The organism is Rhizobium sp. CAU 1783, from assembly GCF_054551725.1.
On the sequence record NZ_JBTOLM010000001.1, the window covers coordinates 1,208,539 to 1,228,053 of the forward strand.

General features: G+C 63.1%; 15 protein-coding genes. 6 read left to right on the forward strand and 9 right to left on the reverse strand.

What is annotated here, in order from left to right; all coding sequences use genetic code 11:
- The first annotated feature begins 47 nt into the window (after positions 1 to 47).
- Both secG and ACX93L_RS05555 read left to right on the forward strand, forming a co-directional pair.
- Positions 48 to 449: a preprotein translocase subunit SecG gene (gene secG / locus ACX93L_RS05550; protein WP_459403895.1), complete on the forward strand. Its 402-nt coding sequence runs from the start codon at positions 48 to 50 to the stop codon at positions 447 to 449.
- A gap of 134 nt (positions 450 to 583) precedes the next feature.
- Positions 584 to 2,221, forward strand: a complete 1,638-nt coding sequence (locus ACX93L_RS05555; RefSeq protein ID WP_459403896.1) for a CTP synthase — start codon at positions 584 to 586, stop codon at positions 2,219 to 2,221.
- A 33-nt stretch (positions 2,222 to 2,254) separates the two neighbouring features.
- On the opposite strand, the gene ACX93L_RS05560 is transcribed toward ACX93L_RS05555, so the two are convergent.
- Positions 2,255 to 3,229: a LysR family transcriptional regulator gene (locus tag ACX93L_RS05560; protein WP_459403897.1), complete on the reverse strand. Its 975-nt coding sequence runs from the start codon at positions 3,227 to 3,229 to the stop codon at positions 2,255 to 2,257.
- Between the two features lie 98 nt (positions 3,230 to 3,327).
- Between ACX93L_RS05560 and ACX93L_RS05565 the strand changes: the two genes are divergently transcribed.
- Both ACX93L_RS05565 and ACX93L_RS05570 read left to right on the forward strand, forming a co-directional pair.
- The gene (locus ACX93L_RS05565) at positions 3,328 to 3,810 is read left to right on the forward strand and encodes a cupin domain-containing protein (protein ID WP_459403898.1); all 483 of its coding nucleotides are present in this window, start codon (positions 3,328 to 3,330) and stop codon (positions 3,808 to 3,810) included.
- A 236-nt stretch (positions 3,811 to 4,046) separates the two neighbouring features.
- The gene (locus tag ACX93L_RS05570) at positions 4,047 to 4,580 is read left to right on the forward strand and encodes a DUF992 domain-containing protein (RefSeq protein WP_459403899.1); all 534 of its coding nucleotides are present in this window, start codon (positions 4,047 to 4,049) and stop codon (positions 4,578 to 4,580) included.
- 104 nt (positions 4,581 to 4,684) lie between these two features.
- Here ACX93L_RS05570 and ACX93L_RS05575 read toward each other — a convergent pair whose 3' ends face one another.
- The 6 genes from ACX93L_RS05575 to ACX93L_RS05600 all read right to left on the reverse strand — a co-directional run bounded on the left by ACX93L_RS05575 (position 4,685) and on the right by ACX93L_RS05600 (position 11,682).
- A complete protein-coding gene (locus tag ACX93L_RS05575) occupies positions 4,685 to 5,902 on the reverse strand; it encodes a pilus assembly protein TadG-related protein (protein ID WP_459403900.1) in 1,218 nt (405 codons plus the stop codon).
- Positions 5,903 to 6,225: 323 nt separating this feature from the next.
- Positions 6,226 to 7,449 (reverse strand): molybdopterin molybdotransferase MoeA, encoded by a 1,224-nt coding sequence (locus ACX93L_RS05580; RefSeq protein ID WP_459403901.1) that lies wholly within the window; start codon positions 7,447 to 7,449, stop codon positions 6,226 to 6,228.
- Positions 7,449 to 7,934: a cyclic pyranopterin monophosphate synthase MoaC gene (gene moaC / locus ACX93L_RS05585; RefSeq protein WP_459403902.1), complete on the reverse strand. Its 486-nt coding sequence runs from the start codon at positions 7,932 to 7,934 to the stop codon at positions 7,449 to 7,451. Before moaC ends, ACX93L_RS05580 begins: the two co-directional genes overlap by 1 nt.
- Entirely contained in the window at positions 7,934 to 8,746 is an 813-nt protein-coding gene (gene trpC / locus ACX93L_RS05590) for an indole-3-glycerol phosphate synthase TrpC (RefSeq protein ID WP_459403903.1), read from the reverse strand. The genes moaC and trpC overlap by 1 nt, the downstream gene beginning before the upstream one ends.
- A gap of 3 nt (positions 8,747 to 8,749) precedes the next feature.
- Complete coding sequence (trpD, locus tag ACX93L_RS05595) at positions 8,750 to 9,778, reverse strand: anthranilate phosphoribosyltransferase (protein ID WP_459403904.1); 1,029 nt, start codon at positions 9,776 to 9,778, stop codon at positions 8,750 to 8,752.
- 14 nt (positions 9,779 to 9,792) lie between these two features.
- Positions 9,793 to 11,682 (reverse strand): peptidylprolyl isomerase, encoded by a 1,890-nt coding sequence (locus tag ACX93L_RS05600; RefSeq protein WP_459403905.1) that lies wholly within the window; start codon positions 11,680 to 11,682, stop codon positions 9,793 to 9,795.
- 254 nt (positions 11,683 to 11,936) lie between these two features.
- Here ACX93L_RS05600 and ACX93L_RS05605 point away from each other — a divergent pair, with 254 nt between their 5' ends.
- Positions 11,937 to 14,576, forward strand: coding sequence for a cation-translocating P-type ATPase (locus tag ACX93L_RS05605; protein ID WP_459403906.1), 2,640 nt, complete (start codon positions 11,937 to 11,939; stop codon positions 14,574 to 14,576).
- 87 nt (positions 14,577 to 14,663) lie between these two features.
- Here ACX93L_RS05605 and gltA read toward each other — a convergent pair whose 3' ends face one another.
- On the reverse strand, positions 14,664 to 15,953 hold the full coding sequence (gene gltA, locus ACX93L_RS05610) for a citrate synthase (RefSeq protein WP_459403907.1): 1,290 nt from the start codon (positions 15,951 to 15,953) through the stop codon (positions 14,664 to 14,666).
- Between the two features lie 285 nt (positions 15,954 to 16,238).
- Here gltA and ACX93L_RS05615 point away from each other — a divergent pair, with 285 nt between their 5' ends.
- Positions 16,239 to 18,776 (forward strand): ComEC/Rec2 family competence protein, encoded by a 2,538-nt coding sequence (locus ACX93L_RS05615; protein WP_459404152.1) that lies wholly within the window; start codon positions 16,239 to 16,241, stop codon positions 18,774 to 18,776.
- Here the strand turns inward: ACX93L_RS05615 and lexA are convergent.
- A complete protein-coding gene (lexA, locus tag ACX93L_RS05620) occupies positions 18,767 to 19,480 on the reverse strand; it encodes a transcriptional repressor LexA (protein ID WP_459403908.1) in 714 nt (237 codons plus the stop codon). The genes ACX93L_RS05615 and lexA overlap by 10 nt on opposite strands.
- Positions 19,481 to 19,515 lie beyond the last annotated feature (35 nt).

Consider the following 19,515-nt stretch of genomic DNA (forward strand, 5'->3'; position numbering starts at 1 on the left):
AGCGGCCAACCGATTGATTTTGCCCTCAGCGGGCAGGTGGAAGTTCCATGCAGACCGTATTGATTGTCATTCATCTCATGATCGTGCTGGCGCTTGTCGGCGTGGTGCTGATCCAGCGTTCCGAAGGCGGTGGCCTTGGCATCGGCGGCGGTTCCGGCTTCATGTCGGCGCGCGGTACGGCCAATGCGCTGACCCGCACCACGGCGATCCTGGCGACGCTGTTTTTCATCACATCGCTCGGCCTCGGCCTGCTGGCTCGCTATGAGGCGAAGCCCACGGACATCCTGGACCGGATCCCGGCCGGTAACGCCGCACCTTCGGGCAATGTCCTCGACCAGCTTCCGGGCGCTGCTCCGGCCACGACGACGGCACCCGCCGCCAACGGTGCTGCCGCACCGGCGCCGGCCGCCCCCAAGGCCGATCCGAACGCCGTTCCGACCGGCAACTGATCGGTTCTTCTCTCTTCGCTCCGGCGGGCTCTCGGGTCCGCCGGTTTTCTTTTGTGCATATTCCGCCCCACTTAACAAAAAAAGTGGGATGAGCTTCTTTGGGGCTGGCGGAATCGATTTCGAAAAGGTATCCGGTGACTCCCATGGCGCGATATGTATTCATCACTGGCGGCGTGGTTTCCTCTCTTGGCAAAGGAATTGCGGCCGCGGCACTCGGAGCATTGCTGCAGGCGCGGGGTTACCGCGTTCGTCTGCGCAAGCTGGACCCCTATCTCAATGTCGATCCCGGCACGATGAGCCCGACCCAACACGGGGAAGTCTTCGTGACCGACGATGGCGCCGAGACGGACCTCGACCTCGGTCACTACGAACGCTTTACGGGGCGTTCGGCCACCAAAACCGACAACATCACCACCGGTCGGATCTACAAGAACATCATCGACAAGGAACGCCGCGGCGACTATCTCGGCGCGACCGTCCAGGTCATTCCGCATGTCACGAACGAGATCAAGGACTTCGTCGTCGAAGGCAACGAAGACTATGACTTCGTGATCTGCGAGATCGGCGGCACGGTCGGCGACATCGAGGCGATGCCGTTCATGGAGGCGATCCGCCAGCTCGGCAACGATCTGCCGCGTGGCACGGCCGTCTATGTCCACTTGACGCTGATGCCCTATATCCCGGCCGCCGGCGAGCTGAAGACCAAGCCGACGCAGCACTCGGTCAAGGAGTTGCAGGCGCTCGGCATTCATCCCGACATCCTGCTGGTCCGTGCCGACCGGGAGATCCCGGAGGCCGAGCGGCGCAAGCTGTCGCTGTTCTGCAACGTGCGCCCGACCGCGGTCATCCAGGCGCTCGACGTGGCCAACATCTATGACGTGCCGATGGCCTACCACAAGGAAGGCCTAGACAACGAGGTTCTGGCCGCCTTCGGCATCGAGCCGGCGCCCAAGCCGCGCCTCGACCAGTGGGAAGAGGTCTGCAACCGCATCCGTACACCGGAAGGCGAAGTGACCATTGCCATCGTTGGCAAGTACACGGGCCTCAAGGACGCCTACAAGTCGCTGATCGAGGCTCTGTACCACGGCGGTATCGCCAATCGGGTCAAGGTCAAGCTCGAATGGATCGAGTCGGAGGTCTTCGAAAAGGAAGATCCGGCGCCGTATCTCGAGAAGGTCAACGGCATCCTGGTGCCAGGCGGCTTTGGCGAGCGCGGTTCCGAGGGCAAAATCCTGGCAGCCCAGTTCGCTCGCGAGCGCAAGGTGCCCTATTTCGGCATCTGCTTCGGCATGCAGATGGCGGTCGTCGAGGCTGCCCGGCATCTGGCCGGCATCGAGAAAGCGTCGTCGACGGAATTCGGCAAGACCGGCGAACCGGTCGTCGGCCTGATGACCGAGTGGATGAAGGGCAACCAGCTGGAGAAGCGTGCAGCTTCCGGTGATCTCGGTGGTACCATGCGTCTTGGTGCCTACAAGGCGACCCTGAAGAAGGGTACCAAGATCGCCGAGATCTACGGCTCTACGGACATTTCCGAACGGCATCGCCATCGCTACGAGGTCAATGTCGACTACAAGGACCGGCTGGAAACCTGTGGCCTGGTCTTCTCGGGCATGTCGCCGGACGGCCTGCTGCCGGAGACGGTCGAGTATCCTGACCATCCGTGGTTCATCGGTGTCCAGTATCACCCCGAGCTCAAGTCCCGCCCGCTTGAACCGCATCCGCTGTTCGCCAGCTTCATCGGCGCGGCAATGGAGCAGAGCCGGCTGGTTTGAGCCGATCTTGCCTGCGGGCGGCCAGACCTTCCGCTATCCAAGCAGCTCCCGTGCGTGCTCCGGCACGTGCGCCGCATAGTTGGCGAAGCCCAGATCGTTCGAGATCCTCGTCACAACCTCGCGCAGCCATTTGTGCGCGGGGTCCTTGTCGTACCGGGCGTGCCAATAGAGGTTGACGGCTCCGGCTGGGACCGGGATCGGCGGAAGGTAAAGCGAGAGCTGCAAGTCGTCGCATACGGTCAGCGCAAACTGCACCGGCAAGGCCGCAATCATGTCGCCGCCGGCTGCGGCAAGAGCCACCGCCTGGAAATGAGGCAATGCAAGCACGACGTTGCGACGTTGGCCAGACGCGGCCAGGGCCTCGTCGATCATCCCCGACATGCTGCCGTCGATGGACCGCAACACGTGAGGGAGGGCGGAGAACACCTGGATCGGCATCGGATGCCAGGGTTCGACGGAGGCTAGCGACGGATTGTCCTTTGCCCCGACAATCACGAATGGCGAGTGGAACAACTTGGTGGACGATACGTAGTCGGGTACGTCGATCGGCCTTTCGAGTGCGAGATCCACGGTGCTTTCGGCGAGCAGGCGCCCCACGTCGCCGCGCGCGCTGTCCAGGAGGCGCATGCGGACGCAAGGTGCCTCCTGCCGCACGGCGCGCGAGAGCGGCGGCATCAGCAGCATCGAAAAGAAGTCCGCGCCCGACAGCGAGAAGGTCCGTTCGAGCGTCGCGAGCTCCAGACCGCGGACACCGCGGATCATGTCCTCGATTTCGGCCAGCGCCGCGCTCGCCCGCTCGCCCATCTGGCTTGCCAGCGGCGTCGGCAGCATCTCGTTTCCCTGGCGGACGAACAGGGCGTCGTTGAAGATCTGCCTCAGGCGGTTCAGTGCGGCGCTCACCGCCGGCTGCGACAGGCCGATGCGTTCGCCGGCCCGGGTCACGCTGCGCTCGTGCATCAGTGCGTCGAAGACCCGGATCAGATTGAGGTCGAGTGCATTGAAATTCATCCCGTGAATTCCGTCTATACGATCATTGGATTGGAGTGAATGCACGCGAAACGTTAGTCGAACCTCGTTCCAAACTTGAGGATACGGAGGATTTCGACATGAACATACAGACAAACATCAAGGCCGAAGACAAGCTCTACTGGTTCGGCAATACCCTGATCGCCATCCGGCTCGCCTCCGCGAGCGGCGTGGACGGCCTTTCGGTCATCGAGCACTGGATGCCGTATGGCGAGGCCCCGCCGCTCCACGTGCATCACAACGAGGATGAGGTCTTCCACATTCTTGCCGGCGTCATGCGGTTTGAGGTCGGCGGGCGGCAGGTCGTCGGCCACGCTGGCGATACCGTCCTCGCGCCGAAAGGCGTTCCGCATGCCTTCAGGGTAGAAAGTCTGGCCGGCGCCCGTTGCCTGACCCTGATGCGGGGGACGGATTTCGAAACCATGGTGCGCGAGGTCAGCCGATCTGCACCCGGCCCGGAACTGCCGCCGTCCGTTGCGCCGACGCCCGCCATGATCAACCTGCTGGTCGCCGCCTGCGCCCGAAACCATATCGACATCATCGGAGCGCCGCTGGCGTGTTGAATGCATCACGGTCCGGCGGTGAAGACTGAACGCCGCCGCGTCGTCCCTGTGTCCGTTGGCCCACCGTTCGTCTGTAACGTTTCCCCCTTCCGAGGATGCGAGAACGCCTGCAACGGTCAAGGTCTCGGTGCCGCCGCGATTGGATCATTCTTTCGCCACGTGCGTTCACCAAGGTCCGCCTATGCGTCGGCCAACCGGCCCGGACGGATAACGAGACGACAAGAAGGAATACAGGGATGAAGAAGACAATTACGATGGCAATCGCTGCTCTTCCGGTGCTGACATCGGCGGGCATGGCCGTGTCCGCGGATGCGGTGACGGCGCGCGAACCGGTTCCTACTTATCAGGAAAGCGACCGGGTGGGCGGTGTGAAGATCGGCTACCTGACCTGCGACATCGCGGGAGGCGTCGGCTATGTACTGGGGTCGGCCAAGCAGGCCGACTGCGTCTTCTCGTCGGCCATGGGTGGGGAGGCGTTGGACCGCTATAGCGGCGTGGTCCGCAAGATGGGCGTCGATGTCGGCTTCACCACCCGCTCGAAGCTCGTTTGGGCGGTGTTTGCGCCGACAGCGGGCTATCATCATGGATCGCTGGGCGGCCTCTACCAGGGGGCGAGTGCGGAGGCGACCGTCGGCGCCGGGATCGGCGCCAATCTGCTGGTCGGTGGAACTGCCGGGTCTATCCACTTGCAGACCGTCAGCGTGACCGGCCAACTCGGTCTTAACCTCGCAGCGACCGGGACGTCGATGACGCTCAGCCCGGAAGGCTGACGGAAGAACGGGCGGACCGCGCCAACCGCTCGCTTTGTCGCCAATGAAAAAGGGGACGGTCAAATCGACCGTCCCCTTTCTGATGTTGACGCGGACTTGCGCCGTCAGTTGACGAGGCGCACACCTTCGGTGCCCGCAGCGCCCGAGGCTCCGCCGTCATAGGGTTCGAGCAGCCAGTTGGCCGAGTTGACGATCATCTGGTTGACCACGAGCGAGATCTTGTTCACCTGGTTGGTCGTCGAGTTATAGGTGACGTTCCGGTTGGGCAGGTAGACGATTCCTTCGAGAATCTCGCCCTTCGAACCGTTGAAGATATACTGCTGCTTGTTGGCGTTGTTCGCGGCGTCGCTGGTCTTCTCGTACATCAGGATGCCCTTGTAGGTGCCGCTCGTCGGGGCCGTCCCGGTGAACTTCACGCCGCCATTGATTCGGATCTCGCTGTAGACATCGGGGAAATAGAAGGTCACCCCCTCGGCGATCACCGTCGAATTGCTGTTGATAATCATCCGACCCTTGATGATGTGAAGGCCAGGCTGGAAGGTGACGGTCGGCGAACCATTGAAGTTGACATCACAGTGGACGCCCGGTTTCAGCGACTGGGTGGCTCCGTCCTTCGTGCCGCTGGTCGTGCAGGTCGAAGAGACGGTCGGTTCCGGCAGCTTTCCGGCATGCGGATCGGCATCGGGCGTACAGCCGACCTGCATGTTCGTCAGGGTGCCGCCGTTCTTGATGTAGTTGGTGCCCTTTACGCAAAACTTGGCGGTGTCGATCTTCGATCCGGAATTCATGATGAAGGCCGGCGAGGCCTTGGAATGGACGTTCACGGTGCAGGCCTTGGAATAGACGTTTGCGCCGGAATTGATCAATACGTCCTGACCCGTGCTTCCGAGCACATAGATGCAGCCGGTGTTCGTGGCGGTCTTTTTCGTAGCGATCGCCGTCGAACGCACGGCGATCTGGAGATTGTTCTTGCCGACAAGGCTCAGGAACGGAGTCTTGATTTCGCCGTCAAAATCCAGCGTCAGGCTTCCGTCCGAATTCTGGGCGATCTTCAGCAGCTTCTCGAAGTCGATCTCTTCTTCGCTGGCATTGGCCAGGAATTGCTTGATCTTCTCTATCTGGGCTTCCTCGGAAGTCTCCCGGACGGCTGCGAGCGCCGCGCTGTCGAGCAGTGCCTGCAGGCGTTCCTTCTCCGCAAAGGCGCGGGCCGCATCGATCGCTCCGCCGGCAGCCAGCAGAAGAACGGGAAGGAGAAGGGCGGTGATCATGCCGAAGTTGCCACCACGTTCGCGCAGATAGCGTTTTAGAAAGTCTGAATTCAATATATTCCTAATATGACGCATATCAAAACCGGCTGGTGCGAGATATATTCTGTTTCGTAATTGAATAGTCCCGATGATTTAATATGGAGTTCTTGATGTGCTTCGATTTTTAAATGATCGCGCAGCTAACATTACGGTCGAATGTCGATTCGATCCATCTGGCCGTTTGGAGTATGTTTCCCACTTCGGATCGCCGCACCGTCTGCTGATACTTGCCGAATGCCTTCCGCCAACCGGCACCGGGCGATGGTTCTGGCGATGGGCGACATGGAAACCGGCGAGCGTGGGCTGCAGGTGAAGAGGCCGCGGAAAACGGCTGGCTCTCAGTAAATGTCGGGGCGAAGCAGCAGGATCGGGGTCAGACTGCCGGCAGCCATTTCCGGTGCCTGAGGCGGCCGAATGATGAGGCAGTCCGACCGGGCGAAGATCTTCATCATCGAAGAATCCTGCTTGCCATAACTCTCGGCGACCAGCGTACCGTCGGCGGCGCGGCGGAGGCGGGCGCGCAGATAGTCTTGCCGCTTGTCGTTGGCAGACAGCACGGTCGCCGTCCGGGCGGTCGCCTGGCGTGACAATGGCGGGCGCCGCGTGAGGACGGCGAGCAGGGGTTCCAGGAAGAGCAGGCCGCAGACCATGGATGAGACCGGATTGCCGGGAAGGCCGAGGACATGCATGCCGTCGAGTTCACCGACCATCAGCGGCTTGCCCGGACGCATGGCGATCTTCCAGAAGTCGAGCCGCATCCCTGAGGCCACAAGCGTCGACTGCACGAGGTCGTGATCCCCGACGGAGGCGCCGCCGAGGGTTACCAGCACGTCGACGCCCGCATTGCGGGCCCTGCTGATCGCAGCGGTGATGGCCGCGCGGTCGTCACGGACGATGCCGAGATCGACCACTTCGGCGCCATTCTGCCGCGCCAGTGCGGCGATCGCGAAGGTGTTCGAGCCGATGATCTGCGAGGGACCGGGATCGGTGCCCGGCGGGACGAGTTCGTCGCCGGTCGCGAGGATGGCGACCTTAGGCCTTTCGAAGACGTCGACGGTGGCATGGTTCGTCGCCGCAATCAGCATCAGTCGGCTGAAATCGAGGCGGTCGCCGGCTTGGAGAACGACTTCGTCCTCTGCGAAATCCTGCCCGCGCGGGCGGATATGTCGTCCCTTGGTCACAGCGAACGTCGTGCGGATCACGCCGTCATCGCGTTTTTCGGCATCTTCCTGGATGAGGACGGCGTCGGCGCCAGCGGGCACTGGAGCACCTGTAAAGATACGGACCGTTTCGCCCGGTCCGACGGTGCCGTCGAAGGCGTGGCCGGCCGCGGACACGCCGATGACCTTGAGTTCCGCTCCGGGCTGAGGTGCGTCCTCGGCGCGAAGCGCATAACCGTCCATGGCGGAAGCATCGAAGGGCGGCTGGGTCAGCCGTGAGCGAATGTCGGTTGCGAGAACACGGCCGTCGGCAAGATCGAGCGCAATCGTTTCACGGCGTTCGATCGGCCGGGTGGCCCCGAGCAGCCGGGCCTGGGCGTCTTCGACCGAGAGGAGCGACATCAGCCGGCCTCCGGGTGACGAAAGGTGCCCGACTTTCCGCCGGTCTTTTCGAGAAGGCGGATCCCACCGATTTCCATCGTCTTATCGGCGGCCTTGGCCATGTCGTAGATTGTCAGGCAGGTCACCGAAACGGCGGTCAGGGCCTCCATCTCGACACCGGTCTTGCCGGTGAGCTTTGCGGTCGCCGTGACACGCAGGCCGGGCAGGGCTTCATCTTCGGCGATATCCACCGTCACCTTGGTCAGCATCAGGGGATGGCAGAGCGGAATGAGGCTAGCGGTCTGTTTAGCCGCCATGATCCCGGCAATTCTGGCTGTGGCGATTACATCGCCCTTCTTCGCATTACCGGTGCGGATCAGATCCAGCGTTGCCGGTGCCATGCGGACGAAACCTTCGGCCGTCGCGCTGCGCTCCGTCTCGGCCTTTTCTCCTACATCCACCATGTGGGCTTCGCCCGAAGCGCTGATGTGGGTCAGGCCGCTCATCAGGCAACCTGTGCGGGCGTTTCACCGGTCAGCAGCAGGCGCGTCGCGGCGGCGACGTCGGCCTGCCGCATCAGGCTCTCGCCGACGAGGAAGGTCGAGATGGCGCAGGCCTCCAACCGCTTGCAGTCCGCATAGGTGAAGATGCCGCTTTCTCCGACCAGCAGACGCTCCGATGGTACCATCGGAGCAAGGCGCTCGCTGACGGAAAGGCTGACCTCGAAAGTCCGAAGATTGCGATTGTTGATGCCGATCATCGGCGAGGATAGTTTCAGCGCGCGCTCCATCTCCGCTTCGTCATGCACCTCGATCAGCACGTCCATGCCGAGAGAAAATGCGTCGTCCTCGAGCATTTTTGCCTCGTCGTCGCTGAGCGACGCCATGATCAGCAGGATGCAATCGGCACCGTAGGCGCGGGCCTCGTAGACCTGATAGGTCTCGAACATGAAGTCCTTGCGCAAGGCCGGCAGGCTGCAGGCCTGACGCGCCTGGACGAGATAGTCGAGTTTGCCCTGAAAGCTCGGCGTGTCGGTCAGCACCGAAAGGCAGGCAGCACCGCCGGTCTCATAGTCGGCAGCCAGCGCCGGCGGGTCGAAGTCGGGACGGATCAGGCCCTTGGACGGGCTTGCCTTCTTGATTTCGGCGATCAGGCCGAAGGTGCCGGCGGCGCGTCGATCGGCGAGGGCGCGATGGAAGCCGCGTGGCGCTGGCTGGTCGGCAGCCGCGGCCTTGAGTTCTGCAAGAGGACGCGCGGACTTTGCCGCAGCGATTTCCTCGCGCTTGTATTCTTCGATGCGTTTGAGGATGTCGGCCATGTCTCAAGCTTTCTCCACTGCATCCTGGTTCGAGACGGCGACCAGTTTTTCGAGTGCTCGGGCCGCTCCGCCCTCGTCGAGGGACCTTGCCGCCAGAACCATGCCGTCGCGCACGTTTTCCGCCTTGCCGGCGACAACAAGGGAGGCGGCCGCGTTGCAGAGTGCGATGTCGCGATAGGCGTTCTTCGCTCCGCCCAGTACGTCCTTCAGGGCCGCAGCATTGACGGCGCCGTCTCCGCCGCGGATGGATTCGAGCGCCACAGTCGGCACGCCGAAATCGTCCGGCGTCAGTTCGAAGGTGGTGATCTTGCCGTCCTTCAGCGCAGCAACCTGGGTCGGGCCGGTCGTGGTGATTTCATCGAGACCGCTGCCATGGACAACCCAGGCGCTGACCAGTCCGAGATCGCGCAAGGCTTCCGCACCCGGCACGAGCCATTCGGGCGAATAGACGCCGAACAGCTGACGCTTGACGTTGGCGGGGCTCGAAAGGGGGCCGACGATGTTGAAGATCGTGCGGGTTCCGAGTTCGACGCGGGCAGGGCCTACATGGCGCATCGCCGGATGGTGCAGTTGGGCGAACATGAAGCCGATCCCCGCCTCGCGAATACAGCGGGCGATCGTTTCCGGATCGATGTCGAGCCGCACGCCGAGGGCCGAAAGACTGTCGGCAGCACCCGACTTCGAGCTCAGGGCACGGTTGCCGTGCTTGGCGACGGGCACGCCCGCGCCCGCGACGATCAGTGCGGCAAGGGTGGAGATGTTGTAGGTATTGGTTCCGTCGCCACCCGTGCCGACGATGTCGATCGCGTCCTCCGGCGCTTCGACGGCCACCATCTTGGAGCGCATGGTCGAGACCGCGCCGGCGATCTCGTCGACGGTTTCGCCGCGGACCCTGAGGCCCATCAGGAAGCCGCCGATCTGGGCCATGCTGGCTTCGCCGGACATGAGCACATCAAAGGCTTCGCTGGCCTCCTGGCGCGTCAGCGCCTGCCGCGCGGCAATCTTGGCGATATATGGCTTGAGCCCCGACATCGTTTCCCCCGGCGTTAACGGACCATGGCCTGCTCGGCGAGCGTCTGGTTGATCGACACACCGTATTCGTTCTGGAGGCGGCTGACCATCTGGTCGAGGATGTCGTCGCCGGCTGCCTTGGCGATCTCGGCGACCTGTGCGTCGTCGTTGGCCAGGGCGTCAGCCGGCGGCTGGTCCTTGACGTCGACAACCTTGAGCAGGATCTGGCTTGCCGGATCGGCGCCGGGTGCGGAACCGACCGTGCCGACCGGACCACTAAAGGCGGCGACGATGGCAGCCGGACCGAGCACGGCATCGTCGGACTGGCGGCGAAGGCCGGTCTTGCTCTCGACGGCGATCCCGAGTTCTCCCGCGATGGTCTCCAGAGACTCTCCATCCGTGAGGCGCTTCTTCAGGCTTTCCGCCTTCACACCGAGCGCCGTCTTCTGCTGCTCGGCGATCCAGTCGTCGGTCGCCTTTTCACGCACCTCGTCGAGGGTGCGGTCGTGTTCGGGAACGATGTCCTTCACCTCAAGCCAGATATAGCCGTCCGAGCCGATATTGACGGGCAATGCTTCGACACCGACATCGGTTTCGAAGACTTCCGCGATGAGGGCGGCACGTTCAGGCAAGTCCTTGACCGCAACGCCGTTCTCGTCGTTCCCGTCCCGATCGGCCGCCTTGACGGTCACGGGCTTCAGCTTGAGCTGGGTTGCTGCGTCCTCCAGAGTGGAGCCACCGGCCCGCAGGTCCTCGAACTGGTCGTGAACGGCAGCGATGTCCTCGATCGCGGCGTTCTCGGCAAGCGCCTCACGGATCTCTTCCTTGACCTCTTCGAGGCTGCGGGTGTGCCCCGGCTTGATGTTGGTGACGCGCAGGATCACCGGTCCGAGGGCGCCGTCGATAACGCCTGTCGTCTCACCGTCCTTGGCGACGGCAAAGGCGGCCGTGGCGAGGGCCGGATCCGGCAGCTTGTCCTGGGTGAAATCGCCGAGCAGCACGTCGCCGGCGGTCTTGCCCTGGTCGGAGACCAGTTGATCGAAGCTTGTTCCAGACTTCAGTTCCGCCGCGGCGGCGTCGGCCATTTCGCGGGTTTCAAACGTCAGCTGCTCGATCGTGCGGGTGCCAGCGATCTCGTAGGTCTTCTTGTGCTTCTCGTAGTCCGCACGGATCGCCTCGTCGGTGACCGCGGCCTTGTCGGCGATATCCTTGGGCTCGAGCTTCACATAGGAGAAGCTGCGGAATTCGGGAGCGCGGTAGCGCGCCTTCACCGTTTCGAACCAAGCCTTCAGCGCGGCTTCGTCGGGTGCCTTGATCGGATCAATGTTCGCGTTGGTCAGCAGCAGGTAGTTGATGTCGCGGCTTTCGTTGCGGTAGGCCTTCAGCGCATCGATCAGGACCTTGGGAGCGATGAAGCCGTCGGAGGTTGCCTCGACGATCTGGCTGCGGATCGCAACCTTCGAACGTTCCTCGATATAGTCGTCTTCGCGCAGGCCGGCATTGCGCAGGCGGGCGGTAAAGAGCTGGCGATCGAACTGGCCGTTGTCCGACTTGAAGGCCGGATCGTCGGCGATCAGCTGGGCGAGGCGGTCCTTGGAGAGACCGAGGTTCATGTCCTGCGACAGCTGGTCGAGAGCTGCGCCGGCGGCAAGCTGTGCATAGACCTGGCTTTGAACGCCCAGCGCCTTGGCCTGCTCGCTCGTCAACTGCGTGCCGAAACGGCGGCCGAGATCGGCGAGCTGGCGCTGATAGGCGAGGCTGAATTCGCTGACCGAGATCTTCTGGTCCCCGACGGTGATGACCGCGTCCGAGTTCGACTGGAACAGGGATGCGGAAATGCCCCAAACGCCGAAGGATACGACCAGCAGGAGCATCAGCACTTTTGCGACCACGGTGCGGGCGGCTTTTCTCAGAACTTCCAACATCGAAACTCAATTACCTCATTACGGCTCTTCGCAGGCCAGCGAAGCGGTTGACGTTCCTTAAAACAAACCGCTGCGGAAATGAAGGGATGTTCGGCGAAAAGCCGGAACAGCCAGTTCCGGCCTCTCCAAAAGGTGATCACCGGGCGCAGCGCCTGTGGCGCCGACCTGACATTTCGCAATGTCCGGTCCGTGCGCCGTGCCCTATAACCCCATGGCGGTAGGTGTACCGATTGTTCGGAATTGAGTGGGGCGGAATGGCGGACGCAGTCGAAGAGTTGGGGACGGCCGGGACGGCAGAGACTGGGCTGACGCAGGCGCAGGCGCGGCAGGCGCTGGAAAAATATGGAGAGAACCGACTGCCCGTGGTCGGAACGCCCTCTTTCCTCAAGGTTCTTGCCCTGCAGTTCCTCAGCCCGCTGATTTACATTCTCGTGGCGTCTGCCGCACTCTCGACCGTGATCAGTGAAATCACCGATGCGCTGTTCATCGCGGTCGTGCTGATCGTCAACGGCATCGTCGGGGCGATCCAGGAGTTTTCGGCCGGCAAGTCGGCGGAGGCGCTGAGGGCGCTGGAGCAGCCGCATGCAACCGTGATCCGGCACGGCGAGCGCCAGGTCATCGACGCGGCCGGGTTGGTACCCGGCGATCTCGTGATGCTCGAATCCGGTGAGCGGGTCCCGGCCGACATCCGGGTGACGACGGCAGAGGGGCTGCAATGCGACGAGGCGGCCCATACCGGGGAGTCGCGGGCAGTGGCGAAACTTGCAGGCGACGCGGTCTTTGCCGGGACCGTGATCACGCGCGGCCGGGCCCGGGGAGAAGTGGTGGCGACCGGCAGCCGGACCGAACTCGGCCGCATTGCCGGGGCGATCCAGGAGCGCTCGACCGCCAAGCCGCCGCTGATGATCCGTATGGAGGATTTTACCCGGCTGATTGCAGTGGCGGTCGGCGTGGCGATCGTCTTCCTCGTGGCGCTGGGCCTCTGGCGACAGATGGCGTTTGGCGAATTGCTGACGATGTCGATCGGCTTGGCGGTGAGCGCCATTCCAGAGGGGTTGCCGATCGCCATCACGGTGGCGCTCGCCATCAGCATGCGGCGCATGGCGAAGGTCAATGTGGTCGTGCGTCACCTTCCCGCGGTCGAGGCGCTCGGGTCCTGCACGATGATTGCCACCGACAAGACCGGAACGCTGACGCTCAATGAACTTACGGTCACCGACATTCGTTTGCCGGACGATTCCCATTGGCTTTTCGACACCGGCATCGACCCTGTCGCCGGGGGTATCAGAAGCCGCGACGGCGTGCACGATCTTCCGACAGAGGCCGTGCAACTGCTGCTGCGGGCCGCGAGCCTGCCGAACGAAGGGGAACTGTCCAGGGGCAATGGTGGCGCCTTCGACCCGATGGGCGATACGGTCGACGTCGCGTTGCTGGCTGCCGCCCACAAGGGCGGGGTCAGAAAGGCGGACCTGCTGGAGAAATATCGGCTTGAGAAGCGGATTCCGTACGAGCCGGAACTGAAATATGCGGCCTCGTTCCATCTTGACGAAGAGCATCTGCACATCTTCGTCAAGGGCGCCCCGGAGATGCTGGGGACGATGTGCGGAACAATGCGCGTGGGCGAGCACACGGTGCCGATCGACCACGATCTGCTGCGTGGCCAGATGGATGCGATGACCGGAAGCGGCTTGCGTGTTCTTGCTTTCGCCGAAGGACGGCTGGCCCGTTCCGGCAGGGGCGACTATGGCGACCACCTGCTGTTCGACCTGACTTTCCTCGGCCTTGCCGGGATGCAGGACCCGATCCGCCCCGAGGTGCCGGCTGCTTTGGCGGCCTGCAGGACCGCCGGCATCGATGTGGCGGTTATCACCGGCGACGACCCCCGGACAGCAACGGCGATCGCCCGCGAGGCGGGGCTGCATTTTCGGCCGGAGGACGTCGCGACCGGAGAGCTTGTGGCGGAAGCGGCCGATGCGGGCGAAACCGCACTCGATGAACTCACCCGCCATGTCCGGGTTTTTGCCCGGGTGAAGCCCGACCAAAAGCTTGCGATCGTGCGGTCCCTGGCTCGCAACGGTCACTATGTGGCGGTCACGGGCGATGGAGTGAACGACGCACCGGCACTCAAGCACGCCCATGTAGGGGTGGCGATGGGCCGGGCCGGAACGGACGTCGCCAAGGAGAGCGCCGACATCATCCTGACCGACGACAATTTCGCCTCGATCGTCGCGGGGATCCGCGAAGGGCGCGTTGCCTACAGCAACATTCGCAAGGTTGTCTTCATGCTGGTTTCCACGGGCGCGGCGGAGGTGTTCCTCTTCCTGCTGGCGATGGTTCTGGGCACGCCGATGCCGCTTTCGGCCGTGCAGCTTCTATGGCTCAATCTGGTGACCAACGGCGTGCAGGATATTGCGCTGGTGACCGAGGCAGCAGAGGGCGACGAGCTCAGCCGCCCTGTGCGCCAGCCCGACGAATCGCTGTTCGACCGGTTGATGGTCCGGCGCATTCTCGTGGCGACGCTGCTCATGGGGGGCGGTGGATTCGCGCTGTTCTACTGGCTGATCGAAAACGGAATGAGCCATGTGGCTGCGAGCAACCTGCTGCTGGTGCTCTTCGTGCTGTTCGAGAACTTCCAGTGCATCAACAGCCGGTCGGAACGGCGTTCGGTGTTCCGCCAGTCGCTCGCTTCGAACCCGTTCCTCCTCATCGGAGTGCTCGGGTCACAGGCGCTGCACCTCGGGGCCATGTATGTGTCTGGCCTCAACAGCCTGCTTGGCATCAGCCCGATCACGCTCAGCGAATGGCTGTTGCTGCTGCTCGCGGGCTCCAGTCTTCTCTTCGTCAGCGAGATCGAGAAGGTCATCTACCGACGGCAATTGGCAAACATGCCCTGAACGTAGTCAAGTGCCGTCCGTAGTCATGAAAAAGGCCGACGGAATTCCGTCGGCCTTTTTCAGTATCAAGACGTGACTGTCAGACGATCAGCGCTGGCCGACCGGCACGTAGTCGCGCTTCGGTGCGCCGGTGTAGAGCTGGCGTGGACGACCGATGCGCTGCTGCGGATCCTCGATCATCTCGTTCCACTGGGCGATCCAGCCGACGGTGCGGGCGAGCGCGAAGAGAACGGTGAACATGGTCGTGGGGAAGCCAAGCGCACGCAGGGTGATGCCGGAATAGAAGTCGACGTTCGGGTAGAGCTTCTTTTCCTTGAAGTAGTCGTCGCTGAGCGCGATCTTTTCGAGCTCGAGCGCGACCTGCATCAGCGGATCGTCCGAATGGCCGGTCGCTTCCAGGACCTCGTACATGGTCTTCTGCATGATCTTGGCGCGCGGGTCGTAGTTCTTGTAGACGCGGTGGCCAAAGCCCATCAGGCGGAACGGGTCGTTCTTGTCCTTGGCGCGGGCGATGTATTCCGGAATACGGTCAACCGTGCCGATTTCCTGCAGCATGTTGAGGGCCGCTTCGTTGGCGCCGCCGTGGGCCGGGCCCCAGAGGCAGGCGATGCCGGCCGCGATGCAGGCGAACGGGTTGGCACCCGACGAGCCGGCGAGACGCACGGTCGAGGTCGATGCGTTCTGCTCGTGGTCTGCGTGCAGGATGAAGATGCGGTCCATGGCGCGGGCCAGAACCGGGTTCACCTTGTACTCGTCGCAGGGAACGGCGAAGCACATGTGCAGGAAGTTCGCCGCGTAGTCGAGATTGTTCTTCGGGTAAACGAAGGGCTGGCCGATGTGATACTTGTAGGCCATGGCGGCGATCGTCGGCATCTTGGCGATCATGCGCAGCGAAGCGACCATGCGCTGGTGCGGATCGGTGATGTCGGTCGAGTCGTGGTAGAAGGCCGAGAGCGCGCCGACGGTGCCGACCATGACGGCCATCGGATGGGCGTCGCGGCGGAAGCCGGTGAAGAACTTGCTCATTTGCTCATGCACCATGGTGTGGTGCGTGACGCGATAGTCGAAGTCCTTCTTCTGGGCAGCCGTCGGCAGTTCACCGTAAAGCAGCAGGTAGCAGACTTCGAGGAAGTCGCCCTTTTCGGCCAACTGCTCGATCGGATAGCCGCGGTGCAGAAGCACGCCTTCGTCGCCGTCGATATAGGTGATCTTGGATTCGCATGACGCGGTGGACGTGAAGCCCGGATCGTACGTAAAGGCGCCGGTGTGCTTGTAGAGGGCGCCGATGTCGACGACGTCAGGACCGATGGTGCCGGCCTTGACGGCCAGATCGACCGACTTATCCCCGAGTTTCAAAGAAGCGCTTTTGTCCGTCATGCTAATCCTCCGGAATTGGCGGGAGAGCGTCCGAAAGGGCGCCCTTGGGTTTAAGCGTAGGCATGTAGCTATATGATACGGAAGTTAATGCCAAGCTATCCAAAGGGCAAATTGTGCGTCGCGAAAAAGGCTGTCGCGCAGGGTGTCTCAGATTTAATCGATTGAGTAATTTATGCGGGAAAACTTCTTGTCGCGCTCGTGAAAATTGCTAGATTTCCTGTTGCGAACGCGCGGACCGTGGGGCGCCAATCGGCCAGCCGGCGCGGGGCAGGGGGCAGGCAATTGGTGGAGATTGCCGAAAGACGGGATGACCTCGACGCGGTGGGCGCGATGCCGCTGCAGCCGACGGCATATTTTGGCCGGAGTGCTGGTTCGCCTAACACGCTCGTGCGAACCGCTGGTCCCCGTGCTCGTCTCTCCGAACGCCTGACGCAGCTTTGGTATGGCCTCCTGGCGGACTTGGCGCGTGAGGCGGAGCATGGCCATCTTTTTCATTTCGTCCCGGTCTTTCTCGGAGCCGGCGCGGTTACCTGGTTTTCGCTCGCTCGGCCGCCTCCGACCAGCGTCCTGACGGGACTGCTGGCCGCACTCTTGTTCCTTCTTCTCGCCGCGGCGACCGGTCGGCCGCGACTGCGCGGAATGTTGGCGTGCGTGGTCCTGCCGGTTGCCGGCATGGTGCTGGCCGCCATGGAGACCGGCAGGCTGGGGACGACGATCCTCGACAGCGGCGTGACGACCATCGTCACGGGTATCGTCGAGAGGCGCGAGGCGGGGGCCAATGGCGAATGGCGCTACGAGATCCGCCTGACGGCAACGGCCGAGCCACGGTTGAAGCGGCCGCCCGAGCGGATCTCTATCCTGGCACGCGGCGCGAACCGGCCGGCTCTTCTGGGCGAGGCGATCCGGGGGCGGGCGCGACTTTCACCGCCTTCCGGGCCGGCGCTTCCGGGCCTCAATGATTTCGCCTTCGCCAGCTATTTCAACGAAATCGGAGCGGTGGGCTTCTTTCTCGGCCCGGCTCAGGCCGGCGCGGCCGGGATGGCGAGCAACGAGGGGTTCTGGATAATGGCCGACCGCGTGCTCTTTTCCTTGCGGGATCGGATCTCGACACGCATCCGCACGGAACTTGCGGGTGATCCCGGCGCCTTTGCCGCCTCGATCATCACCGGCGAGCGCCGCTCGATGTCGAAGGGCGCGACAGAGGCCTTGCGGCTCTCGGGCCTCGCGCACATCACCGCGATCTCGGGGCTGAACATGGCGCTGGCCGCGGGGATCTTCTTCGTCGGCCTGCGCAAGATCCTCAGCCTCCTGCCAGGGCTTGCCCAAACGATGCCGATCAAGAAGTTCGCGGCCTTCGGCGCGCTTGCCGCCGCCTTCGCCTACCTGCTGATATCAGGCTGCCAGGTCTCGGCGGTGCGTGCTTTCCTGATGACGGCAATCATGCTGGTCGCGGTGCTCTTCGATCGCCCGGCGATCAGCCTGCGCAACCTGGCCCTTGCTGCGATCGTGATCCTGGTGGTCAGCCCATCGGCGGTGATGGGGCCAAGTTTCCAGATGTCGTTTGCAGCGACGGCCGGTCTGATTGCCGGCTATGCCGCGTGGCGCAGCCGGCCGCGCAAGCCCTCCCTGCCATTCGCGATACCGGGTCTTTCCTTGCTTGCAGCAGGCGGGAAGATTCTTGGGGGGGCTTTCGCAACCTCCCTGATCGGCGGGTTGTCGACCGCGGCCTTCGCCGTTTCCCATTTTCATCGGCTGGCGCCGCACAGCCTGGAAGCCAATCTCGTGGCCATGCCGATCATCTCGATCCTCGTCATGCCGGCAGGGCTCGTGGCGATGCTGCTGATGCCTCTCGGTCTCGACGGGCCGTTTCTCTGGGTGATGGGGTGGGGGCTCGAATGGGTGATCGCCATCGCTGAGTGGATTGCCGGGTGGGACGACGCAATCCGCTTTTCGCGACTGCCGGGCTGGTTCCTGCCTCTGACCTCCCTCGGTCTGCTGATGTTGACGCTGCTCCGATCGCACCTCCGGCAGGCCGGAAGCCTTTTGCTCGGGGCGAGCCTACTCGCGGTACTCATCGCGCCGCTTCCACCGGTCGCCGACCTTTATGTGGCGGAGGACGGTCGCCTGGTCGGGATGTGGATGGAGCCAGGTCGGCTTGCCACCAACCGCGTCCGCCCTCCGTCGTTTATCTTCGACCAGTGGCAATCCGCACTTGGCTTTTCGGGCCATGAGCCGCCGGTATTCCTCGACAAAGCCGGCGACAAACAACCCTCTGGACAAGCCACCCAAAAGCAGGACGGGTCGAAGGCCGCGCAGGATGCGTTAGCGCCGGCAAAGGCCAGACCGCAACTTTCGGAGGCGGATCTGGAAGACGGCGAAAGGCGGATGAAGGCTGCACTCGCAAAAGCCTCCGGCCCGCGGTTCGCCTGTGAGGGAAAGTCATGGTGCGTCGCTGTCCTCGAGAACGGCTGGACCATCGCGACAGTCGAGGAGCCCGTCTTTGTCGGGGGCGCCTGTGACAGTGCGGATATCGTGATCGCGGCGAGGCGGACTGGATTTCAACGCTGCCAATCCGGCGCTCACCTTTTCACAGCCGAAACCCTCAGGCAGACCGGCGCGCTCGAAATCACGCTCGGTAATCGGCGGAGCCGCACATTGTCGGTCACCTCCGCCATCGAACGAGGAGACAATCGGCCATGGACCGTGCATCGCCTCTATGACTGGCGGACGGAACGTTTTGTCTTCCCGCCAACGCAGGACGAGTCGGCTCCCCGTTCCCACGAAAAAGGCGGGTTCGATGACCCGCCCTCGCTTCAGTGGTAACGCCGGATAAGGCCGACGAGCTTGCCTTGGATTTTCACCCGGTCCGGCGGGAAAATGCGCGTTTCATAGGCGGGATTCGCGGCCTCCAGCGCAATCGACGCTCCCCGGCGGCGGAAGCGTTTCAACGTCGCCTCCTCGTCGTCGACCAGCGCAACGATGATGTCGCCCGGATTGGCATTCGAGGCATTGCGGATGATGACCGTGTCGCCGTCGAGAATGCCGGCTTCGATCATCGAATCACCCTTCACCTCCAGGGCGTAGTGGTCACCGGAACCGATCATCTCGGCCGGAACCGTGATGTCGTGGGTGTTGTTCTGAATGGCCGAGATCGGCACGCCGGCGGCAATGCGGCCCATGACCGGAACGCTGACGGAGTTCGCGGCGTCCTCTACGGCGACCTTCGGCGGTGCGACCGGGGCGGGCTTGCCCAGGCTGCCCTCGATGACGCTCGGCGAGAAGCCGCGGCGCGGCTGGAGGCTCGGTGTATAGGCCTCGGGCAGCTTGATGACCTCCAACGCCCGGGCCCGGTTAGGGAGACGGCGAATGAAACCGCGTTCCTCAAGCGCCGTGATAAGGCGGTGAATGCCGGACTTCGAGGCCAGGTCGAGCGCATCCTTCATCTCGTCGAAGGATGGGGGAACGCCCGACTCCTTCATCCGCTCGTGGATGAACAGAAGCAGTTCCTGTTGCTTTCGCGTCAGCATGTTGCGGTGCCCCATTCGTGAAACAAATACAGAAC